Source organism: Crenothrix polyspora (assembly GCF_900163755.1).
In the GTDB taxonomy this organism is placed as follows: domain Bacteria; phylum Pseudomonadota; class Gammaproteobacteria; order Methylococcales; family Methylomonadaceae; genus Crenothrix; species Crenothrix polyspora.
Window position 1 is genome coordinate 13649 of record NZ_FUKI01000126.1, and the last position, 18232, is coordinate 31880.

At 41.2% G+C, this 18232-nt stretch carries 22 protein-coding genes; 15 read left to right on the forward strand and 7 right to left on the reverse strand.

Translation table 11 applies throughout. The annotated features are described in order from the left end of the window. Positions 1–78 precede the first annotated feature (78 nt). From CRENPOLYSF2_RS11360 to CRENPOLYSF2_RS11385, 6 genes are all read left to right on the forward strand, one after another. Entirely contained in the window at positions 79–1437 is a 1359-nt protein-coding gene (locus tag CRENPOLYSF2_RS11360; RefSeq protein ID WP_087144063.1) for a sodium-dependent transporter, read from the forward strand. 2 nt (positions 1438–1439) lie between these two features. After that, positions 1440–1874, forward strand: coding sequence for a type II toxin-antitoxin system RatA family toxin (locus CRENPOLYSF2_RS11365; RefSeq protein ID WP_087144064.1), 435 nt, complete (start codon positions 1440–1442; stop codon positions 1872–1874). Then, positions 1864–2160: an RnfH family protein gene (locus CRENPOLYSF2_RS11370; RefSeq protein WP_245807982.1), complete on the forward strand. Its 297-nt coding sequence runs from the start codon at positions 1864–1866 to the stop codon at positions 2158–2160. The genes CRENPOLYSF2_RS11365 and CRENPOLYSF2_RS11370 overlap by 11 nt, the downstream gene beginning before the upstream one ends. 53 nt (positions 2161–2213) lie before the next feature. After that, a complete protein-coding gene (locus CRENPOLYSF2_RS11375) occupies positions 2214–3119 on the forward strand; it encodes an Rpn family recombination-promoting nuclease/putative transposase (RefSeq protein ID WP_087144065.1) in 906 nt (301 codons plus the stop codon). A gap of 152 nt (positions 3120–3271) precedes the next feature. After that, positions 3272–3535: a hypothetical protein gene (locus tag CRENPOLYSF2_RS11380; RefSeq protein WP_087144066.1), complete on the forward strand. Its 264-nt coding sequence runs from the start codon at positions 3272–3274 to the stop codon at positions 3533–3535. A 46-nt stretch (positions 3536–3581) separates the two neighbouring features. Beyond that, a complete protein-coding gene (locus CRENPOLYSF2_RS11385; protein ID WP_087144193.1) occupies positions 3582–3899 on the forward strand; it encodes a rhodanese-like domain-containing protein in 318 nt (105 codons plus the stop codon). A gap of 12 nt (positions 3900–3911) precedes the next feature. Here the strand turns inward: CRENPOLYSF2_RS11385 and CRENPOLYSF2_RS11390 are convergent, their stop codons facing one another. From CRENPOLYSF2_RS11390 to CRENPOLYSF2_RS11400, 3 genes are all read right to left on the reverse strand, one after another. After that, on the reverse strand, positions 3912–4412 hold the full coding sequence (locus CRENPOLYSF2_RS11390; RefSeq protein ID WP_087144067.1) for a hypothetical protein: 501 nt from the start codon (positions 4410–4412) through the stop codon (positions 3912–3914). Positions 4413–4526: 114 nt separating this feature from the next. Then, on the reverse strand, positions 4527–5657 hold the full coding sequence (locus CRENPOLYSF2_RS11395) for a UDP-galactopyranose mutase (protein WP_087144068.1): 1131 nt from the start codon (positions 5655–5657) through the stop codon (positions 4527–4529). Continuing rightward, positions 5650–6741, reverse strand: a complete 1092-nt coding sequence (locus CRENPOLYSF2_RS11400) for a glycosyltransferase (RefSeq protein ID WP_176371106.1) — start codon at positions 6739–6741, stop codon at positions 5650–5652. The genes CRENPOLYSF2_RS11395 and CRENPOLYSF2_RS11400 overlap by 8 nt, the downstream gene beginning before the upstream one ends. 707 nt (positions 6742–7448) lie before the next feature. Here CRENPOLYSF2_RS11400 and lysA point away from each other — a divergent pair. The 9 genes from lysA to dinB all read left to right on the forward strand — a co-directional run bounded on the left by lysA (position 7449) and on the right by dinB (position 13814). Next, complete coding sequence (lysA, locus tag CRENPOLYSF2_RS11405) at positions 7449–8696, forward strand: diaminopimelate decarboxylase (protein WP_087144070.1); 1248 nt, start codon at positions 7449–7451, stop codon at positions 8694–8696. A gap of 9 nt (positions 8697–8705) precedes the next feature. Then, positions 8706–9569: a diaminopimelate epimerase gene (dapF, locus tag CRENPOLYSF2_RS11410; protein ID WP_087144071.1), complete on the forward strand. Its 864-nt coding sequence runs from the start codon at positions 8706–8708 to the stop codon at positions 9567–9569. Next, entirely contained in the window at positions 9566–10246 is a 681-nt protein-coding gene (locus CRENPOLYSF2_RS11415) for a DUF484 family protein (protein ID WP_087144072.1), read from the forward strand. The genes dapF and CRENPOLYSF2_RS11415 overlap by 4 nt, the downstream gene beginning before the upstream one ends. A gap of 133 nt (positions 10247–10379) precedes the next feature. Continuing rightward, positions 10380–10547 carry a site-specific integrase gene (locus CRENPOLYSF2_RS19250; protein WP_272867705.1) on the forward strand — a complete coding sequence of 56 codons (168 nt, stop codon included), beginning with the start codon at positions 10380–10382 and terminating at the stop codon, positions 10545–10547. Between the two features lie 226 nt (positions 10548–10773). Beyond that, on the forward strand, positions 10774–10965 hold the full coding sequence (locus CRENPOLYSF2_RS19505) for a tyrosine-type recombinase/integrase (protein WP_087144073.1): 192 nt from the start codon (positions 10774–10776) through the stop codon (positions 10963–10965). Positions 10966–11042: 77 nt separating this feature from the next. Beyond that, positions 11043–11153 carry a tyrosine-type recombinase/integrase gene (locus CRENPOLYSF2_RS19510; RefSeq protein ID WP_176371107.1) on the forward strand — a complete coding sequence of 37 codons (111 nt, stop codon included), beginning with the start codon at positions 11043–11045 and terminating at the stop codon, positions 11151–11153. Between the two features lie 225 nt (positions 11154–11378). Then, the gene (locus CRENPOLYSF2_RS11430) at positions 11379–12404 is read left to right on the forward strand and encodes a DUF2333 family protein (protein ID WP_087144074.1); all 1026 of its coding nucleotides are present in this window, start codon (positions 11379–11381) and stop codon (positions 12402–12404) included. 11 nt (positions 12405–12415) lie between these two features. Further along, positions 12416–12724 carry a DUF4389 domain-containing protein gene (locus CRENPOLYSF2_RS11435; RefSeq protein WP_087144075.1) on the forward strand — a complete coding sequence of 103 codons (309 nt, stop codon included), beginning with the start codon at positions 12416–12418 and terminating at the stop codon, positions 12722–12724. 4 nt (positions 12725–12728) lie between these two features. Further along, the gene (gene dinB / locus CRENPOLYSF2_RS11440) at positions 12729–13814 is read left to right on the forward strand and encodes a DNA polymerase IV (protein WP_087144076.1); all 1086 of its coding nucleotides are present in this window, start codon (positions 12729–12731) and stop codon (positions 13812–13814) included. A 35-nt stretch (positions 13815–13849) separates the two neighbouring features. Here the strand turns inward: dinB and CRENPOLYSF2_RS11445 are convergent, their stop codons facing one another. From CRENPOLYSF2_RS11445 to lptF, 4 genes are all read right to left on the reverse strand, one after another. Beyond that, a complete protein-coding gene (locus CRENPOLYSF2_RS11445; protein WP_087144077.1) occupies positions 13850–14374 on the reverse strand; it encodes a gamma carbonic anhydrase family protein in 525 nt (174 codons plus the stop codon). A gap of 359 nt (positions 14375–14733) precedes the next feature. Further along, complete coding sequence (locus CRENPOLYSF2_RS11450; protein WP_087144078.1) at positions 14734–15390, reverse strand: hypothetical protein; 657 nt, start codon at positions 15388–15390, stop codon at positions 14734–14736. Between the two features lie 411 nt (positions 15391–15801). Next, positions 15802–16869: an LPS export ABC transporter permease LptG gene (gene lptG, locus CRENPOLYSF2_RS11455; protein WP_087144079.1), complete on the reverse strand. Its 1068-nt coding sequence runs from the start codon at positions 16867–16869 to the stop codon at positions 15802–15804. Continuing rightward, on the reverse strand, positions 16866–18002 hold the full coding sequence (gene lptF, locus CRENPOLYSF2_RS11460) for an LPS export ABC transporter permease LptF (RefSeq protein ID WP_336469731.1): 1137 nt from the start codon (positions 18000–18002) through the stop codon (positions 16866–16868). The genes lptG and lptF overlap by 4 nt, the downstream gene beginning before the upstream one ends. Between the last annotated feature and the right edge of the window lie 230 nt (positions 18003–18232).

Sequence of the window (18232 nt, forward strand, 5' to 3'; positions counted from 1 at the left end):
TTTAAACTGACGTAAAGGAATAATTTTGTTATTTTACTCGATATTAACCGATAAGTTAGTTTTTAATAGGCTCACAAAATGGATACAAAAAAATCAATACAGGGCGAATGGTCGTCAGACTTTGGCTTTATTCTCGCCGCTACAGGGTCTGCTGTTGGCTTAGGCAATATCTGGAAATTCCCCTACATTGCCGGAGAAAACGGCGGTGGCGCGTTTGTCATTGTGTATTTAGCCTGTGTGCTACTTATCGGCATGCCTATTATGATGGCTGAAACGCTGATGGGGCGACGCAGTCGGCAAAATCCTATTGATACTCTGATCACCTTAACCGAAGAAGCCGGTGCAGATAAACGCTGGCGTTATTTAGGCTGGATGGGAGTGATTGCCGGATTTTTGATACTGTCTTATTACAGCGTGATTGCCGGTTGGGCATCAGCATACGTCGTTAAAAATCTCACTGGTAGTTTTTCCGGTGCTAGTCCTGCGGACATTAAGACACTGTTTGATAGTTTTATCGCAAGTCCGATGCAGTTGATCTTCTGGCACACGCTGTTTATGGTCGCCACCATGTTAATTGTGGCGCGTGGTGTAAATGGTGGCTTGGAAAAATCAGTACGCTTTTTAATACCTGGTTTATTCGTATTGCTGATATTACTGCTCGGTTATGCGATGACTACCAGCGGTTACTTTAAAGGTTTAAACTTCTTACTTAACCCCGATTTTAGCAAATTAACCGGCACGTCTATTTTGATGGCGATGGGGCAGGCGTTTTTTACACTCAGTATTGGTATGGGCGCTGTGATGGTATACGGTGCATATTTACCCAAAAATGTATCGATTGCCAAGGCTATTTTCATTATTGCTGGCGCTGACACGCTGGTTGCTTTACTGGCGGGGCTGATTATTTTTCCGATTGTTTTTACACACCAATTACAGCCGGATTCTGGTCCTGGGCTTATTTTTCAAACTTTGCCAATTGCCTTCGGTAATATGACGGCTGGTTGGTTGGTGGGTACTTTATTTTTTATCGCTTTAGTCTTTGCGGCGCTGTCTTCGTCTATCTCGCTGATTGAACCGGCGGTTGCTTGGTTGATAGAACACAAAGGTTTAACCCGTCAGCAAGCGTGCATTAAATCGGGTTTGGCGGCATGGCTAATGGGTTTAATCACGGTATTTTCGTTTAACGTTTGGTCGGGTTTTAAGATTTTTAATCAGAATTTGTTTGAATTAATCGATTTTATAACTTCAAACCTGATGTTACCAGCCGGTGGTTTGTGTATCGCCGTGTTTGCTGGCTGGATTATGCACCAGCAGCATACTGAAAATGAATTGGCGCTGCCTGATGCGCAAAGTTACATACTGTGGCGCGTTGTGGTGCGCTATGTTTGCCCGTGTGCGGTGTTTTTGGTGTTTCTTCACGTTGCTGGAGTAGTGTAATCATGACTGTTGTAGAAAAAAGCGCTTTGGTTAAATTTTCTGCGCTGCAAATGTTTGAGCTGGTTAACGATATTGAATCTTATCCAAAGTTTTTGCCGTGGTGTAGTGCTAGTCGCATTCTTAAACGCGGTGAAGATTTTGTTGAGGCTGAGTTATTGATAGCCAAGGGCGGATTTAAAAAAGCTTTTTCTACCCGAAATAAGATAGATAATGGCGGAAAAATAACCGTTTCTTTGCTGGATGGGCCATTTTCTTACTTGGAAGGTTCGTGGAATTTTTTACCGCTACGTGAAAATGCTAGCAAAATTTCGCTGAATTTAGAATTTGAAATGGCAGGAAAATTGGCCAATTTGGCGTTTGGTGCGGTATTTAATCAAATTTGTAACACGATGGTGGGCGCGTTTACCCAGCGTGCTAAAGATGTTTATGGCTATTGATAGCGCATCCAGTCAGATGTTGTTAATAGAAATTGCTTATGCGACATCGCATAAGCAACGCCTTGTTGCGGTACAAATACCAGCAGGGTCAACGGTTGAACAGGCTATTTGGGTATCGGGTTTATTAAATGAATTTCCTGAGATTGACTTAAAGCAGACTAAAGTGGGGATTTTTGGTAGCGTGTGCGATTTGGATCAATTACTTAAGCAGGGCGATCGCGTCGAGATTTATCGCCCCCTGGTATTAGAGCCAAAAGCGGCAAGGTTACAAAGAGCGGCAAAATGATTTGCAAGCACGATATTTATTGATTATTTCGCGTATTACGCCACAGGTTTACCATGCTGACTGAAAAATATATCAATCCGTTTACTGATTATGGCTTTAAACGCTTATTTGGCGAAGAGGCTCATAAAGATTTGTTATTGGATTTTTTAAATGAGTTACTGTATGAAGAACAAGGGCAAATTAAAAGTTTAACCTTTCTCAAAACAGAACACTTGGGTTCAACTGAAACCGATAGAAAAGCCATTTTTGATTTGTATTGTGAAAATGAAAAAGGTGAGAAATTTATCGTTGAATTACAAAAAACCAAGCAAAATTTTTTTAAAGAACGGGCATTATATTATTCAACATTTCCTATTCAGGAACAGGCTAAAAAAGGTGATTGGGCGTATGATTTAAAAGCGATTTACACCATCGCTATTTTAGATTTTGTTTTTATTGAAGATGCCGAGGAGTTGGATAAATACAAATACGTGATTAAACTCAGCGATATTGAAACCAATAAGGTTTTTTACGATAAATTAACCTTTGTCTATTTGGAAATGCCTAAATTTAAAAAAGCATTAGCGGATATAGAAACGCATTTTGAAAAATGGTTATATGTGTTGAGGCATTTAAACGAACTGGAAAAAATCCCCGCCAAGTTATCAGAAAAAGTGTTTAGTCGATTGTTTGAAGTGGCAGAAATCGCTAAATTTAACCGTGAACAATTAATGCAGTATGAAGACAGCTTAAAGTATTATCGTGATTTGAATAATTCATTTTCTACCGCCAAAGTAGAGGCAATGAAAGAAGGCTTGAAACAAGGATTAGCGCAAGGATTGGAGCAAGGATTGGCACAAGGTAAGTTAGCAGAAAAGCTGGCGCAAGCTGTAAAAATGAAGAAAAAAGGTTATGATGCAGATGACATTATAGAAATAACTGGCTTGGATGAGCAAACGATTGCAAGCTTGCGCTTTTAACTAAACTCAGTCACTTTTTATATCGGGTGTGTTTTGTTTGGTGTGAGATTTACGAGGCTTTGAAAATCTTGTAGGTCTGCAATGTTACTCGATAAAATAAATGTGACTGAATGCTAGATAGTTTATTGTCTTGAAACTTGTGAGGAAAGATTATGAAGCACTGTGTAAAATTAACTCTGGCTGCGGCGATGGTAAGTTTAAGTGCAGGTTGTGCAACACATGCGGGCACCGCAGACCTGCAAGCACAAATTGATAGCCTAAAAGCACCTGAAGACCAGGTGGTAATTGATTCGGCTCGTGCGCAGGCCGCCGCTTCAGCAACTCAAATAGATGTTAATCTCACCGATCATGCGCTTGAGCTAGCTAATTTCAGGATAGGGAAAAGGTTTCGGGGTGCAATGAAAAAAAATCACTAATCGTGTGCTGATTTTTATATTGACTAATTAAGAGGGTTTTAGGGTGATAAAACAAATTTTAGCCGTCGATTTAAAAGATAGACTGCAAAACAACGAAGCGTTTTTTTTATTGGATGTCAGAGAGCCTAATGAATTTCATTATGCGCATATTGAAAACAGCGTGTTAATTCCCCTCAATGAAATTCCACAACGCCTGACGGAGTTAGATGTGCAGGATGATATTGTGGTTATTTGTCATCACGGCTTGCGTAGTCAGCAAGCGGCACATTTTTTAGTGCAAGCGGGTTTTAGCCAGGTTACAAATCTGCTGGGTGGTATTGATGCCTGGTCTTGTTTGTGCGACAGTTCAGTGCGGCGTTACTAATGCTTGTTGGTTTTAACGCTGTTGTTTACGAGATTGCGATTTGGCAAAGATGATATTTTGGTGCTCTAAGGCGGCCATTTTTTGTTGTGTGCGAACCAAAATAAAAGGATCTTGTTGGTGGGCTGCCTTTTTTTCTGTACTTTGTACGGGTAAATAGCCCTGTTGGTCTGAATACAATCGTATAATCAGGCTTTTAAACCATAGTGGTCGCCTTCGTACCACATACAAAGCAGTCGGTATGATAATCGGCACTAAAAGATCAAGTATAAAAATGATGACCAAGCCTATTGTGCAATTTTTGCGTACCAACAGCGGGTCATGGCTGGCTAATAAGGCGTAATCAGTTTCGTCTGTTTGCCATTTTTCGGCATAAAGTTCATGGGTAACAATGGGGAGCCATGTGGGGCGTTTTCTAATGGCATATAAGCTGTAAAGCGAAGTAAAAGGCACGGGGAGGATTTCAATAATTAATAAGCCAATAATGACCCATGTGCATTTGGTTTGCAGTTTCATTTTTTTGCCAGGAGAGGTTACGTGCAGTGCAAGAGCGTAACAAATAATGCGTCATGATGTAAGTTACGGTTACAAAAAATTATTTGCGCTGGCTGTTTTATACCACGTACATTCTCAACGAGATGATAAAAATGCTCTGGCTATTTTTAAACTGTTAGCTACAACCTGATGCATATCATAGTAAATATATTGACCGCAACGGCCGATAAAAGTGATATGCGTTAATTTTTCGGCCTCAGTGCGGTAGCGGTTATATATTTTTTGTGGACTACCTTCAACCGTTTTGACGGGGTAGTAACGTTCAAAATTATTGTCCTCGTAGCTACAGGGGATTTCTTTGGTGAGCAGTATTTCTGTGCGCGTGCCTAAATCGCAGCCAGGGTATAAGCGCCAATCGGTTTGGCGTGTATAAATGCCTTCATCGGTAAAGTTGATTGTGGGTACAGGCTGTTGATGTGTTGTTACACGTTCATGTATAAATTGAATTGACCGATACGGTAAAGCACCGTATTTTTCATCAAAATACACGTCAATAGGCATGGCGTTAAAAATATGCTGATAATTTTTTTCCATGCTTCTTTCAAAGCGGCATGATAGTGAAATAGAAATATCAGCATGATCCAGTAGATTTTCAAATAAACCGATATAGCCATGCTGTGGCATAGCCTGTATTTTGTCGTTAAAATAATGTCGGTTATCATCGTAGCGCACTGGTAAACGCGCTAATACTTGTGCAGGTAATTCGCTTAATGCCATCCCCCACATTTTTTGAGTATAACGACCAAAAAATAATTGCGTTAATTCAATACCATAAATATTTTCCGCCATTTGTTGCGCATTTGTTGGCATGGTATGCTGGCATTTAAGCGTATCAAGAAAGCGTTTGATATCTTCTGCGTAGTTTAATTGACATTGATAAATTCTGTTTAACGTGGTTCTATTGATAGGTAAGGGCACATAACCGATTTTATCTACCCATGCTTCAACGCTGTGTTGGTAGGGTATCCACTGTGTGAAGCGTGATAAATAGTCAAAAATGTGTTGATCATTAGTATGAAAAATATGCGGTCCGTAATGATGAACCCGTAAATTGAGCGTTTTATCGACTGGATCGTAAGCGTTGCCAGCAATATGAGGACGTTGATCTATAATGTGAATTTTATAACGGCCACTATCGGCAAGCTCACGGGCAATTGTTGCGCCTGCGAAACCTGCACCGACGATCAGTATGTTTTTTTTAATCACTGGCGTTACTCGTAAGGCTTATGTGTAACCAGTTTATTAACTTTTTTGCTTGATCTTGCCAGGTTGGAATCGTAATAGTGATGCTAACGGGATTTTGTAATAAGTATTCAATTTTTGTTTGTAAATCAATTTGGTTATCCGGTTCATACAGGCATTGCGGGTAGTCTTTAAAAGTATGTTGTAACGCGCCTAATCGGGCAGTTAAGATCGGTGTATTACATGCCAGTATTTCGTAGGTTTTTTGTGGGAAGGCATAGCGGCCAAATGCGGTATCGCGCATACAAACAACCGCTAAATTTAGGCTATTGTAAAAGCTAGCAATAGCGCTATGCGGTAATAAACCCAAATAATGAATGCGTGGATGGTTTGGAATGGGGGATGCAGAGTCGGTAGAACCTGCCAGTGCTAAATGCAAATCGGCTTGGCTTTTCGCCATGTGTAAAAAGCTGTCATAAAGCAAGTGGATGCCTCGACTGTGGCTTAATGATCCGGCAACACCAATAATCTTGGCATGAGTGGGTAATCCCCTTGCTAGCCGAGCGTCTTGTTGGTTTTGTTGATAAAAATCGCCGCCTTTGATGGTACTTTCTAACGTCAGTACATTAGTGTGGCGGTAATGCTGTCTGATGTAGTCAGACAATGGTTCGCTGACGCAGCTAATGCCCATAGAATGTCGGATAGCCCAACGATACAAAAGTAACATACCGGGTATTTTTGATAAACCGAAACTTTCGTAATTATCGTACAGGTCAATAAAATAAGGGGTTTTTATGCTGCGTGCCAGCAGTGCGGTGAGAATTACGCTAGGGCTATCGGAACTTGCCAGAATAACGTCAGGTTTAAATTTTTGAAGTAATGCACGTACGCGATAAAGATAGCGTATGAGTCCTGGCATAATAAATAGGCCAAGATTGTACGAGTACCAGTTTAAGTAAGCGTCGCCGTCTTGGTAATGCTGAAAATAACCTTCTTCTCGCTTTCGGTAGCTCAAGCAAATGCCCAAAACCTGATGCCCCTGTCGTGCTAATTGATGAGGTAATTCATAAAGTCTGGCGTAGCGATCGTCAATGACATCTTTTTGCATGTATTGGCGTTTTGAGAAGCAAATAATTTTCATGAATCGGGATAGTTTGTTGTTAAATTATTTTTATGCTGCATATAATTATGATTTATAGTCTCTAAGCTGACAGCTTCTGCTATTAAGGTGATTTATAATAATCGAACGAGTACAAGGGTTGTCGATGAAAAGCACGGAATAAAGCTATTTTTTGTGGTTTTTTGTGCTTTTCATAGAAATCACTTAAGTTAAAGATAGACCAATACGGCTATGATTGATAAGAAATAATATTTAAATGACTATTAGATTAAGTGGCATATAAGTTATAGGCTACAATCAGTTCAGATGGCAAAAAAGCAAGCGTTATTAAGCGTTGCTTAAAATCTTATTTTGTAATGGCCGCGTCAACAAGTTAAATATGCTGAGTAAATTTATTGTAATGCGGGTATTTTTTCGGCGGCAGTATTGGTTTAAGGTACGCTAAAATTTTTAAAAATGTGGCATGGATTTACCTATTTATAATGCCTTTTATTGAAAATCGGCTTATCATTGCGTATATTTTGTCAGTCTGAAAAATGATATATGCCGCAATACAAATTGATTTACTTAGCTCTTATAGTGACGCTAGCCAGCTGCGGTCAACCCGGCGCGCTTTACATACCCCATAAACCCACTCCTGTTTCTGTTAAGCCTAAGCCAGAACTCAAAGAACTTAAAAAAGATAAATAATAACAATGGATTATTTTAATTACAGGCGTAGTGAATTATTCGCCGAAGACGTTGCGGTACAAGATATTGTTTACATGCACGGCAGCCCTTGCTACATCTATTCAAAACGTACATTGGAAAAACACTGGCACGCTTTTGATGATGCATTTGGCGAACATCCGCATTTAATTTGTTATGCGGTGAAGGCCAATTCTAATATTGCCATTATCAATGTCTTAGCGCGATTGGGATCGGGATTTGATATTGTCTCGCTTGGTGAATTGGAGCGTGTTCTCACTGCTGGTGCGGATCCTAAAAAAATTGTTTTCTCAGGTGTTGGTAAACGCGAAGATGAAATACTCGCCGCGTTAAAAATTGGTATACGCTGTTTTAACATAGAAGTCAGCACTGAACTGGATAGAATCAACTTGTTGGCTGGGCAATTAGGTGTTATTGCCAATGTTTCGTTTCGGGTTAATCCGGATGTAGATGCAAAAACGCACCCGTATATTTCAACCGGTTTGAAAGAAAATAAATTTGGCATTGATATTAAATACGCGTTGACAGAATACCGTCGTGCGGCGAGCATGGCGCATATTAATGTCGTGGGTATTGATTGCCACATTGGTTCACAATTGACCGAAACCCAGCCGTTTTTAGATGCTTTAGACCGCGTACTCAGCCTGGCAGAAAGCCTTAAAGCCGAAGGCATTCACCTGCATCATCTGGATTTGGGCGGCGGTTTGGGGATTCGTTACAAAGACGAGCAGCCTACCGAACCTGCCGAGTACATTCAAGCGCTATTAGCACGATTGGCCGGTAGCGACTATGAAATTTTGTTAGAGCCTGGCCGTGCCATTGTCGGTAATGCGGGGATTTTAGTTACCCAAGTTGAGTACCTAAAGCCTACCGAGAGTAAAAATTTTGCTATCGTGGACGCGGCTATGAACGATTTAATCCGTCCAGCGCTATACAGTGCCTGGCAAGAGATTATTCCCGTTAATCAACACAGTGATGCTGTTGAACAAACCTGGGACATTGTAGGCCCTGTATGCGAAACCGGCGATTTTCTCGGTAAAGAACGTAGGCTCAAACTCGCACAAGGCGATTTATTGGCCATCCGTTCTTCTGGTGCTTATGGTTTTTCAATGAGTTCTAATTATAATTCCAGACCGCGTGCCGCCGAGTTGATGGTTGATGGCGATCAGCTATACTTAATCCGGGAAAGAGAGATTTTATCGCAGCTATGGAATGGCGAACACTTACTACCCTAGGCACACACTATGATTAACTTCACCAAAATGCACGGACTTGGTAATGATTTTGTCGTTATCGACGCTATCAACCAAAACATTAGCTTGAGCAGTGAACAAATTCGTTTTATGTCTGATCGCCACTTTGGCATTGGCTTTGACCAATTGCTATTGGTAGAAGCGGCAACTGATGACCAAGTTGACTTTACTTACCGCATTTTTAATGCTGATGGCAGCGAAGTTGCCCAATGTGGCAATGGCGCACGCTGTTTTGCTCGTTTTGTCCGTGACAAACACTTATGTGACAAAGAAGAAATTCGTGTCAGTACAAACTCAGGTATCCTGATATTATGTTTTGAAGACGATGGTATGATTACCGTCAATATGGGTATTCCTAAACACAAGCCCGCTGAAATTCCTATACTAGCGGCAGAAGAGTCTAAATTTTACAGTGTTGATATGGTAGAAGAACGCCGTCAAGTTGATAATTTTTCTCATCACGTCAGTCAGCGTGCTTTTGGTGCGGTATCTATGGGTAATCCCCATGCTGTCATGCAAGTACATGATATTAAAACAGCGTATGTACTCAGCATTGGAGCGCAATTAGAAAACCATTCGGTTTTTCCTGAACGCGCAAATATTGGTTTTATGCAAGTGATTGATCAGCAGCATATTAAATTGCGTGTGTATGAGCGCGGCGCAGGAGAGACACTAGCGTGTGGCAGCGGTGCTTGTGCTGCTGTTGTTATTGGTATTGAGCAACATCTATTGGCATCTGATGTTTTAGTTGAGCTACCGGGTGGTAGTTTAAAAATACACTGGTCGGGCAGGGGGCAGCCGGTCTTTATGACAGGTCCTGCTACCTCTATTTATGATGGAAGCATAACCCTATGACTAAACAGCACTCTTTAACGGCCGAAGAGGTTGAATCTTATCTGCAACAACACCCTGACTTTTTTAACAAGCACTTACATTTGCTAGAAAAAATGCGTATCCCACATCCGAGTGGCGATGCGGTTTCATTGATCTCTAAGCAATTGGAAATATTCAGATCTAAGCATCATGAGCAAGAAAATCAGTTGATGACATTGATTGAAATTGCCAGAGACAACGATATTGCTTGTATGCGCATGCATAAATTAACCCTGGCGTTGCTGGATGCTGCCACTTTAGAAGATGTTATCAATCATCTTAATATTGTGTTGTCAGATTATTTTTTAACTGATTTTGTTGCTTTACGTATCATAAAATCTAACGCGACATCTACGATTCCTGATCTGTTTATAGACTCGGATCCTAAAAGCTTAAAACCATTTGCGACCGAATTAGGCAGCAATCAGCCCAGCTGTGGCCGCCCGACGTTAACGCAAGCCAAAGCTTTGTTTGGAGATTGTGCGCTGGAAGTGCGTTCGTGTGTCATTATTCCTATGCTATTTACGCAATTGGAAGGTATATTGGCAATAGGCAGTCGTCAAGAAGGACGCTTTCAGAACGGCATGGGCAGTATTTTGCTAACTCAGATGAGTGAAATTATTGCCACGCGGCTGATTTCATTAATTCCCAGAGACTGATGTCACCGTTAGCTGATGCTTGGCTGGATGATTTTTTTAACAATTAACCGTTGAGCAAGGTGTTTTGGAGTACACATTAAAATGTTACCGGCGCGACATTTTGCAACTCAGTTTATACTGTAGATAAAAAGCCATAACTGAATGGTCGGCGATCAGTCAGAATGATATACGCTACCATATCGCCAGTCGGTATCGCTTAGGCATTAGCGATAAAAGTTTACAGCGTGAATTATCGGTCATACGGAGTTTTTATAATGACTTACTTAAAAACAATGTCCTAGACAGCAATCCAACGCAGTAGATAAAAACCCCTAAACCACAGCGAAAATTGCCTAAAACTTTGGATGTTGATCAAATAACTAGCAGTCAGTCAACTTTATTCTGTCGGGTGTTACAAAGACCTACGAGGTTTTAAAACCTCGTAGGTCTCACGCTGGTCAAAAATTTACCCAATATATCAAGATTGACTGAGTATTAGCCTATTAGCAGCACAAACCAGCTCGCATTTAGAAACTCGTGATGTTGCCATGTTTGAATTATTCTATTCATCAGATTTACGGCTCAGTGAGTTGGCGGCACTTGATGTTAATGATATTGATTTATATGACAATTCATTGCTTGTGCGTGTCGGTAAAAGTGGCAAAAGCCGTGTATTGCCTATAGGGCGTAAAGCTTTTAGCATTAAGCACTTAGTTGTTATTACGCAGCACAGTGGCTAAACAAACGGAATCTGCTTTGTTTGTCTCTTGGCACGGTAATCGCTTATGCCAGCGTAGCATTCAGTTAAGGCAAAGCGATGCTGTCAAAAAAAGGCATAGACACGCACGTACACCCGCACATGCTCAGGTATTCGTTTGCCAATCATTTGCTAGAGGTTAGCCAAGATTTACGTACGGTACAAGAATGACTCGGCCACAGCGACATTAATAGCGCACAAATATACACACATCTGGATTTTCAGCACTTGGCAGAAGTCTACGACAAAGCGCCTGCACGCGCCAAAAAAAAGCACGCCACCGCTATTGTCAATAAGCAAAAAACTTAAAAACCTGCTACCATGTGGACATATATTCGGTATTGACAGCAATCTGTTTTTACACACATAAATTTCTTGTTTAGTTAGGATTCCAAAATGGTGGACAGCGAAATGCAGGACGACGAAAAATCTAAAGGCATCCTTTGGGGATTTGGCGTGCTTGGCTTGGTTACAACACTCGTTCTTGTTATTTTGGGCGCATGGTGGGGAGCAGAACCAGAGCAGTTCAATATTCACGATGAAGCTTTAAAACGGATGAAGGAAACTAACACCACAGAAGTGCCGTTGGGTTACACCTATACCAACACTTTGGCACACATTTCTGAGGTTTTGCTGCATAAAAGTGGCGGCTATATTACCAATGATGTAGCACCCCCAGGTTTGTTGTTAGATAACATTAAAAACTTTGAGTACGGTGCGCTGGTTATTTTACGTGATGCTACCTCGGCGTTGAGAAATCATTTTTCACGCGATCAATCGCAGTCTTGGGAAGATGCTGACTTAGCCATTGCCGAACCGTATTTTTATTATGAAAATGATTCTTGGGCGCTGCCGTCCACAGAAGCTGAGTATCAAAAAGGTATTGATGCTTTGCATAAATACATGATACGTCTGCAAAAGTTTGATTCTACCACAAAGCAGGCGCGGTTTTTTTCAAGAGCTGACAATTTGTGGCAGTATACTGAGGTTGTTATTAAGCGCTTAGGCGGACTCTCAACACGACTGAGTTCAAGCAGCTCTAAGGCTAATTTAGGTCCTGGTTTGAATGAAATTTCTGAAGAAGATGCTTTAAAGCCCAATAGCACCGCGTTGGACAAGATATCTTGGTTAGAAATTGACGACGTATTTTATGAGGCGCGTGGTGCAAGCTGGGCTTTATTGCATATTCTTCGTGCTATTAAACACGATTTTAAAGATATTTTATTGGATAAACGCGCTATGCGTACTGTCGATATCATGATTAAAGCTTTAGAAAATGCTATGAACCCTATTATGAGCCCCATGATTTTAGACGGTGGTGGTTATGGCTTGTTTGCCAATTATTCGTTAACAATGGCAACCTATATTGCCCGTGCTAATGCGGCAGCTTTGGATTTACGTGACATTATGAACAGAGGTTAGGTACAATAATTATGGATGATCAAATCAACGAAAATTTAAAAAAAATCAGCACCTGGAAAAGAATTTTCTTTATGCTGGTTTTTGCCGCTATTGGCGGTGTCGTCAGAATGTTACTGTGGGCAGTTATTTTGCTGCAAATATTTGCGGTATTATTTACGGGGAAAATCAATAGTAATATTTTGGATTTTGGCCGTAGCCTTTCTATTTACACTTATCATATTTTGCTGTTTTTATCTTTCAACACAGACGTATTGCCGTTTCCGTTTGCTGCGTGGAATTTAACCGCTGAATTAAGAATACCGGACGCGTCCAGCAAATAATCTCATGGGCTCTATACGCAAAATCATCCATATTGATATGGATGCCTTTTTTGCCGCTGTAGAGCAGCGTGATAATCCACAATATCGTAACAAACCTCTGATCGTCGGTGGTCAGCCGTTTGCCCGTGGCGTTGTTGCCGCCTGTAGTTACGAAGCTCGAAAATATGGCATTCATTCTGCCATGCCCTCTACCAAAGCGTATCGCTTGTGCCCACAGGCTATTTTCGTTAAGCCGCGCTTTGATGCCTATCTTGATGTCTCTCGGAGCATTCGCAGTATTTTTGCTGAGTTTACCGATATTATTGAACCTGTTTCATTAGATGAAGCGTATTTGGATGTCAGTGCTGTTAATCTGTATCAGGGTTCAGCAACCTTTATTGCCAATGCTATTAAAACCGCCATTTTGCACAAAACCCAGCTCACCGCATCCGCTGGTGTGTCCTACAATAAATTTCTTGCCAAGATAGCTTCTGATATTAATAAACCCAATGGTTTATATTTAATTACACCTGAACAAGGTGGTGTGTTTGCTGAACAGCTTCCGATAGACAAGTTTCATGGCATTGGTAAGGCTACAGCGCAAAAAATGCGTAATCTGGGCGTGCATACTGGCAGTGATTTAAAAAATATTGCTCTGGAAATGTTGCAACAACACTTTGGTAAAGCGGGGTTGCACTATTATGATATTTGCAGAGGTGTAGATCACCGTCCTGTTAATAATCACAGAGTTTGTAAGTCGATAGGGGTGGAAATCACCTTGCAAGCAGACATTGTCACCCAGCACGATGTTGTTAATCATTTACAGGCACTGCTAAAAAAAGCCGTGTTAAAAGTTGCTGAAAAGCAGTTGTCTGCTTATGCAATTACGGTGAAGATAAAATATTATGATTTTATACAAATTACCCGTAGCCGCACGCTGACACAGGCGATTACACCTGTGCTTAGCGCGCACCACCTGTTTGAGGATTTACTGAAAAATACTGATGTAGGTCGTCGCAGTGTGCGTTTATTGGGTATTACGTTGTCATCGTTCAAACATTCTTCTGGCTTGCAACACGCTCAACAAATTGATCTGTTCGATAATCTCTGAGCTATTTTCTTGCCAGGCAAAGGCTTTATGCTTATTTACAGATACTGGTTTTTTAACGTGATGTAATGTTGATAGGAGTATTTTAGAAAGTCGTATTCGGAATCTTTTAGCATACGTATGCGTCTGGCTGGTGCGCCAACATACAAATGACCGCTTTCCAATTTTTTCCCTGAAGGGACTAAAGAACCTGCACCAAGCATAACGTAATCTTCAATCACAGCATCATCCATGATAATGGAGCCCATGCCGATCAAACAATAATCACCGATGGTACAGGCGTGTACTACGGCGCGATGACCAATAGTAACGCCTTTGCCGATAACCAGCGGGTAACTTTTTTCTGAAAACGGTGTCGCATGAGAAACATGCAACACCGAGCCATCTTGAATATTAGTACCCGCACCGATGGATATGCTTTCAACATCGCCTCTAATAACAGTTGTTGGCCATATAGAGACATCATCACCGATGCTGACATTACCAATAACGACAGCGCTGTTATCGATGTAGACAGATGCGCCGATTATTGGATGTATGTTATTAAATTTTAAAACTGACACGATGCACTACTCCTTGGCTAACTGTAAATTTTAATTATTCATATACGCAGATTACAGGGTAATAAGTGTATTGATTTCGACACAAAAGCTATTTTTGTTTACAGTGCTATTGGGGGTTGGTGCTATTTGTAAATACGACTGAAAAAACAAACAATTTCTGAGTGATTCATTAATTTGCTGCGATAGCGTACATTTTACCGAAGTATTTCAGTTTTTATGAGCTTAAAGCTAATATTTGCAAATATAATAAAAACGCCTGTTGGTGGCTAAAAGCGATATCAATAGTTTTAGCTGAGGCGGATATCAGGCATCGACATTTATGCGATGCCTGATCAAAACAAAAAACCAGTAAATTGGTTTTAGTGGGCTATTTTTGCACCTGCTTCCTTAATATCTTTGGTGACTGCTTTAGCGCCATCAACAGCTGCTGTGCCTGCTGTCGCTGCGCCTGCTGCTACTTTACCTGCCGCATCAGCTCCGGCGGCTTTAGTGCTATCTACTGCTTTACCTGTTGCATCTGCCGCCGCAGTGCCCGCCGCTTTAGCGCCATCTACCGCTTTGTCCGCGACATCAGTTACAGCAGCACCCGCCGCTTTAGCACCGTCAACAGCCGCAGAACCTGCCGCCGCCGCACCGTCTACCGCTTTACCTGCCACATCAGTTGCAGCAGCGCCTACCGCTTTAGCACCGTCAACAGCCGCAGAACCTGCAGCGGCTGCGTCTTCTGCTACGTTACCCGCTGCATCAGTTGCAGCAGCGCCCGCTGTTTTAGCGGTATCAACTACGGCAGCACCGGCATTAGCTGCGCCGTCAACGGCTTGGCTAGTCGCATCTTTAGCAGCACCAACAGCAGATTCTGTTGTTGATTTAACAGAGTCAATAACAGAGCTGGCTTTAGATTCTTGCTGTGTAGCGTGTCTGTCGTTAGCGGGTGGTGTGCCTTGATCTTCTGCGCCACAACCTGCAAGCAATGCTAAGCTAACTAGGCTCGTTGCTATAATTTCTTTAGTTTTCATAAATATACCCTATTTTATTAAATTTATAAGACCTGATATTACCCAGAAAAACACTAGGATCAACTTCCAATACTATCACGATTATTCATCGCACATTAGAAAAATACACGCTAGCATAGCCATGAGATTTATCAGCGAACAATTGTAAGCTATTCTATGGTTTTTTTTAGTATTTGCAATAATAATGGTCAATTTAATCCTATGGTTACAGGGTACATTTAAAAATTATTGCAGGTGTTATGGTTGCATAAGCCAAATATTTTTACAAGATTTCAAATAAATCACCCTTAGGAACGCGCACGAAATAACTTGAGCAAGTTCATGCTTCGACAGGCTCAGCACGAACGGTGGTGGCGTTTAAGTTGTTCAAGTTATTTCATGCACGTTCCTTAATACATAGTCTAGCGACAATCAGTAGGATTTTTTTATAACGGCAAGGGTAATAAATAATACCAAAGCGCTGGGGAAAATAGCCACTAAAGGTGCATTAAATTCATAAATTAAGCCCATATGGCTAGCAATTTTATCGACAATATTAAAGCTCATGCCAATTACCACACCTATCATAATCCGACTGCCAGCACTGATGCCGCGCTTAATACCTATCACAAAAGGTACAGAAATTAATAGCATAACAAAGGTGACTAACGGATTAACAATACGTCCCCAAAAGGCTAGCTCAAAAGTGAGTGATTTTTGGTGATTGTCTTGCAGAAAATCAACATAAGTAGCCAAATCGTAAAGCGATAAATTATTAGGATCTACGGTAACCATTTTAAAAAGCTGTGGATCAATCGACGATTGCCATAAACGTTGCCGTTGTTTAACAACGTGCATTTGTTGTGACGATACCAATGATTGCCGAGGCTGTTCTAAACGCCATTGTTGCTTACCCAAAAAAGTGGCTTGCTGAGCGTAAGTAGCGCTGTGTAAATGGTGCTGTTTATCGATTTCATAGAGATTAATGTTGGCCAATTTACCGTCATCTTGTATGCGCCTGACATTAATAAATTGATTATTTTCACGTAGCCATAGTCCGTAGCGCGAGTGCATAATAGCATTGGGATTTTGCGACAGTATCTTGATTTTTTGTCCCATGCGTTCGCCTAATGGCGCAATAAATTCGCCAACTAAAAAAGCAATAGTGACTAGCACGGCACCTGCTAATAGTGTGGATTTTACGATGCCTGAGATGGCTAGCCCAGACGATTGCATAGCAATTAATTCACGGTTATTGGCCATATTACCCAAGACAAATAGACTGCCCAATAACGCGGCGGCGGGTATGAGTTCATAAATAACTGTGGGTGAAGTGAGTGCGACATAGTAAAAAATTTCTTTTAAACCGTAATTATTTTTACCAAGGTAGCCTAATTCATCGCTGAAGGTGAATAAATTGAATAAAGTTAATAAACAAACTAAGGCAACAAAAGAACCTTTTAGAATTTCTTTAACGATATAAAGCGTTAAGACGTTCATTGTTTGGCCTTAGCGTTAATTTTTATGAGTAACCACTGCCAGCCATAAAGTCGCATTAGTAATAGTGCGCCTACCAGTAAAAATAATGCATTAACACCGACTACACCCAGTTCAGTTGGCAGTGTGCCGTTGCTTACCCAAGCTTGACTGACACGGGTAAAATTGCTGTAGGTAAAATAAATAAGAAACCCTATTGCAATATTGCCATATACACCGCCGCGTGGTGACATTTGCGCCAATGGCACGGCTAAAAAAGCCAGTAATAACACACTCAGCGGTGCAAAGCAGCGGCGTTGTAATTCGGCAATATCTACCAAAGCACTTGAGTGCCATAAATCGCTACTGGTCATGGCTTCGCGTGGAAAACTGAGCGCGGAATTTTTGCCTTCTATTTGCACAGAATATTCATCAAAAGCTTCAATGACGTAATTAAATGCGCCAGGTTGTCCTTGCGCTCGCTCACCGTGTTCAAAAACCATGTAGCGGCCATCGGGTAGATCTACTATGCTTGCTGTTTCAGCGGTAATAATACCGACATCGTTTTTATTGCGCTGTTGTACAAACACCTGGTGCATTTTTTTGTTGGCATCAATGTGTTCAACATAAAAAACCAAATCGCCATGACTGTATTCACTGAATTTTCCAGCGGCAATGCCTCTTAAGTCAGCCGTTTGCTTGTCGCGGTGCATTAGTTTTTCCATGCCAGCTTCGGCCCACGGCGACAATAGCATTGATAGCCCCGTGGTCACTATACTCAAAGGTAATAACAAAGTGAATACGGCGCGATAAATTGTGCTTGAACCCCCGCCTGCTGAGGCCACTGCCGCCATTTCTTGGTCTTTATACATGCGGCCAAAGACCATTAATACTGCCATAAAGACGGCTGCCGGTAGTAGGTCAACACTGATAATGATTGATTTAAGGGCAAGCATGGTCAGTAATGTTTCATTAGAAAGTTGGCCGTCTACGGCTTTATCCAAAATTCTGATAAAAGCGCGGCTGACGATAATCACCACAATCACCGACCACACGGATAGCAGTGTTTTTAATAAATCCACTACAATCATTTTATCGAATACCGTAATCCAGGGTCGATTTACCTTGTTATATGCTTTGGAACTTCGTGCTTGCAAACGACTCTCTCCCCATTAAAACAGCGGTTATGTTGTATAATTTTACTGATATACCTTAAAAATATAAAAAATCGGCAAATACTGCATTCAGTTGGTTGATTTTGTATTTTTAAGCTTGTTTTTTTCGGTCTTTCATTTTAAAGCGCGATAAAAAACTATGATACCTGTGTAAGCCGAGCAAAAAGCCTGCTCACTTTACACCGCCCTATTATTTGTTCCACTTAAAATGG

Bases quoted from the DNA above. Each gene is read 5' to 3' on its own strand.
- CRENPOLYSF2_RS11415 (WP_087144072.1), top strand. From the start codon at position 9,566: ATGACTAAACAGCACTCTTTAACGGCCGAAGAGGTTGAATCTTATCTG.
- CRENPOLYSF2_RS11370 (WP_245807982.1), top strand. From the start codon at position 1,864: ATGGCTATTGATAGCGCATCCAGTCAGATGTTGTTAATAGAAATTGCT.
- CRENPOLYSF2_RS11435 (WP_087144075.1), top strand. From the start codon at position 12,416: ATGGATGATCAAATCAACGAAAATTTAAAAAAAATCAGCACCTGGAAA.
- CRENPOLYSF2_RS11365 (WP_087144064.1), top strand. From the start codon at position 1,440: ATGACTGTTGTAGAAAAAAGCGCTTTGGTTAAATTTTCTGCGCTGCAA.
- CRENPOLYSF2_RS11375 (WP_087144065.1), top strand. From the start codon at position 2,214: ATGCTGACTGAAAAATATATCAATCCGTTTACTGATTATGGCTTTAAA.
- lptG (WP_087144079.1), bottom strand. From the start codon at position 16,869: ATGAACGTCTTAACGCTTTATATCGTTAAAGAAATTCTAAAAGGTTCT.
- CRENPOLYSF2_RS11430 (WP_087144074.1), top strand. From the start codon at position 11,379: ATGGTGGACAGCGAAATGCAGGACGACGAAAAATCTAAAGGCATCCTT.
- CRENPOLYSF2_RS11380 (WP_087144066.1), top strand. From the start codon at position 3,272: ATGAAGCACTGTGTAAAATTAACTCTGGCTGCGGCGATGGTAAGTTTA.
- lysA (WP_087144070.1), top strand. From the start codon at position 7,449: ATGGATTATTTTAATTACAGGCGTAGTGAATTATTCGCCGAAGACGTT.
- dapF (WP_087144071.1), top strand. From the start codon at position 8,706: ATGATTAACTTCACCAAAATGCACGGACTTGGTAATGATTTTGTCGTT.
- CRENPOLYSF2_RS19505 (WP_087144073.1), top strand. From the start codon at position 10,774: ATGTTTGAATTATTCTATTCATCAGATTTACGGCTCAGTGAGTTGGCG.
- CRENPOLYSF2_RS11450 (WP_087144078.1), bottom strand. From the start codon at position 15,390: ATGAAAACTAAAGAAATTATAGCAACGAGCCTAGTTAGCTTAGCATTG.
- CRENPOLYSF2_RS11360 (WP_087144063.1), top strand. From the start codon at position 79: ATGGATACAAAAAAATCAATACAGGGCGAATGGTCGTCAGACTTTGGC.
- CRENPOLYSF2_RS11390 (WP_087144067.1), bottom strand. From the start codon at position 4,412: ATGAAACTGCAAACCAAATGCACATGGGTCATTATTGGCTTATTAATT.
- dinB (WP_087144076.1), top strand. From the start codon at position 12,729: ATGGGCTCTATACGCAAAATCATCCATATTGATATGGATGCCTTTTTT.
- CRENPOLYSF2_RS19510 (WP_176371107.1), top strand. From the start codon at position 11,043: ATGCTGTCAAAAAAAGGCATAGACACGCACGTACACCCGCACATGCTC.
- CRENPOLYSF2_RS11400 (WP_176371106.1), bottom strand. From the start codon at position 6,741: ATGCAAAAAGATGTCATTGACGATCGCTACGCCAGACTTTATGAATTA.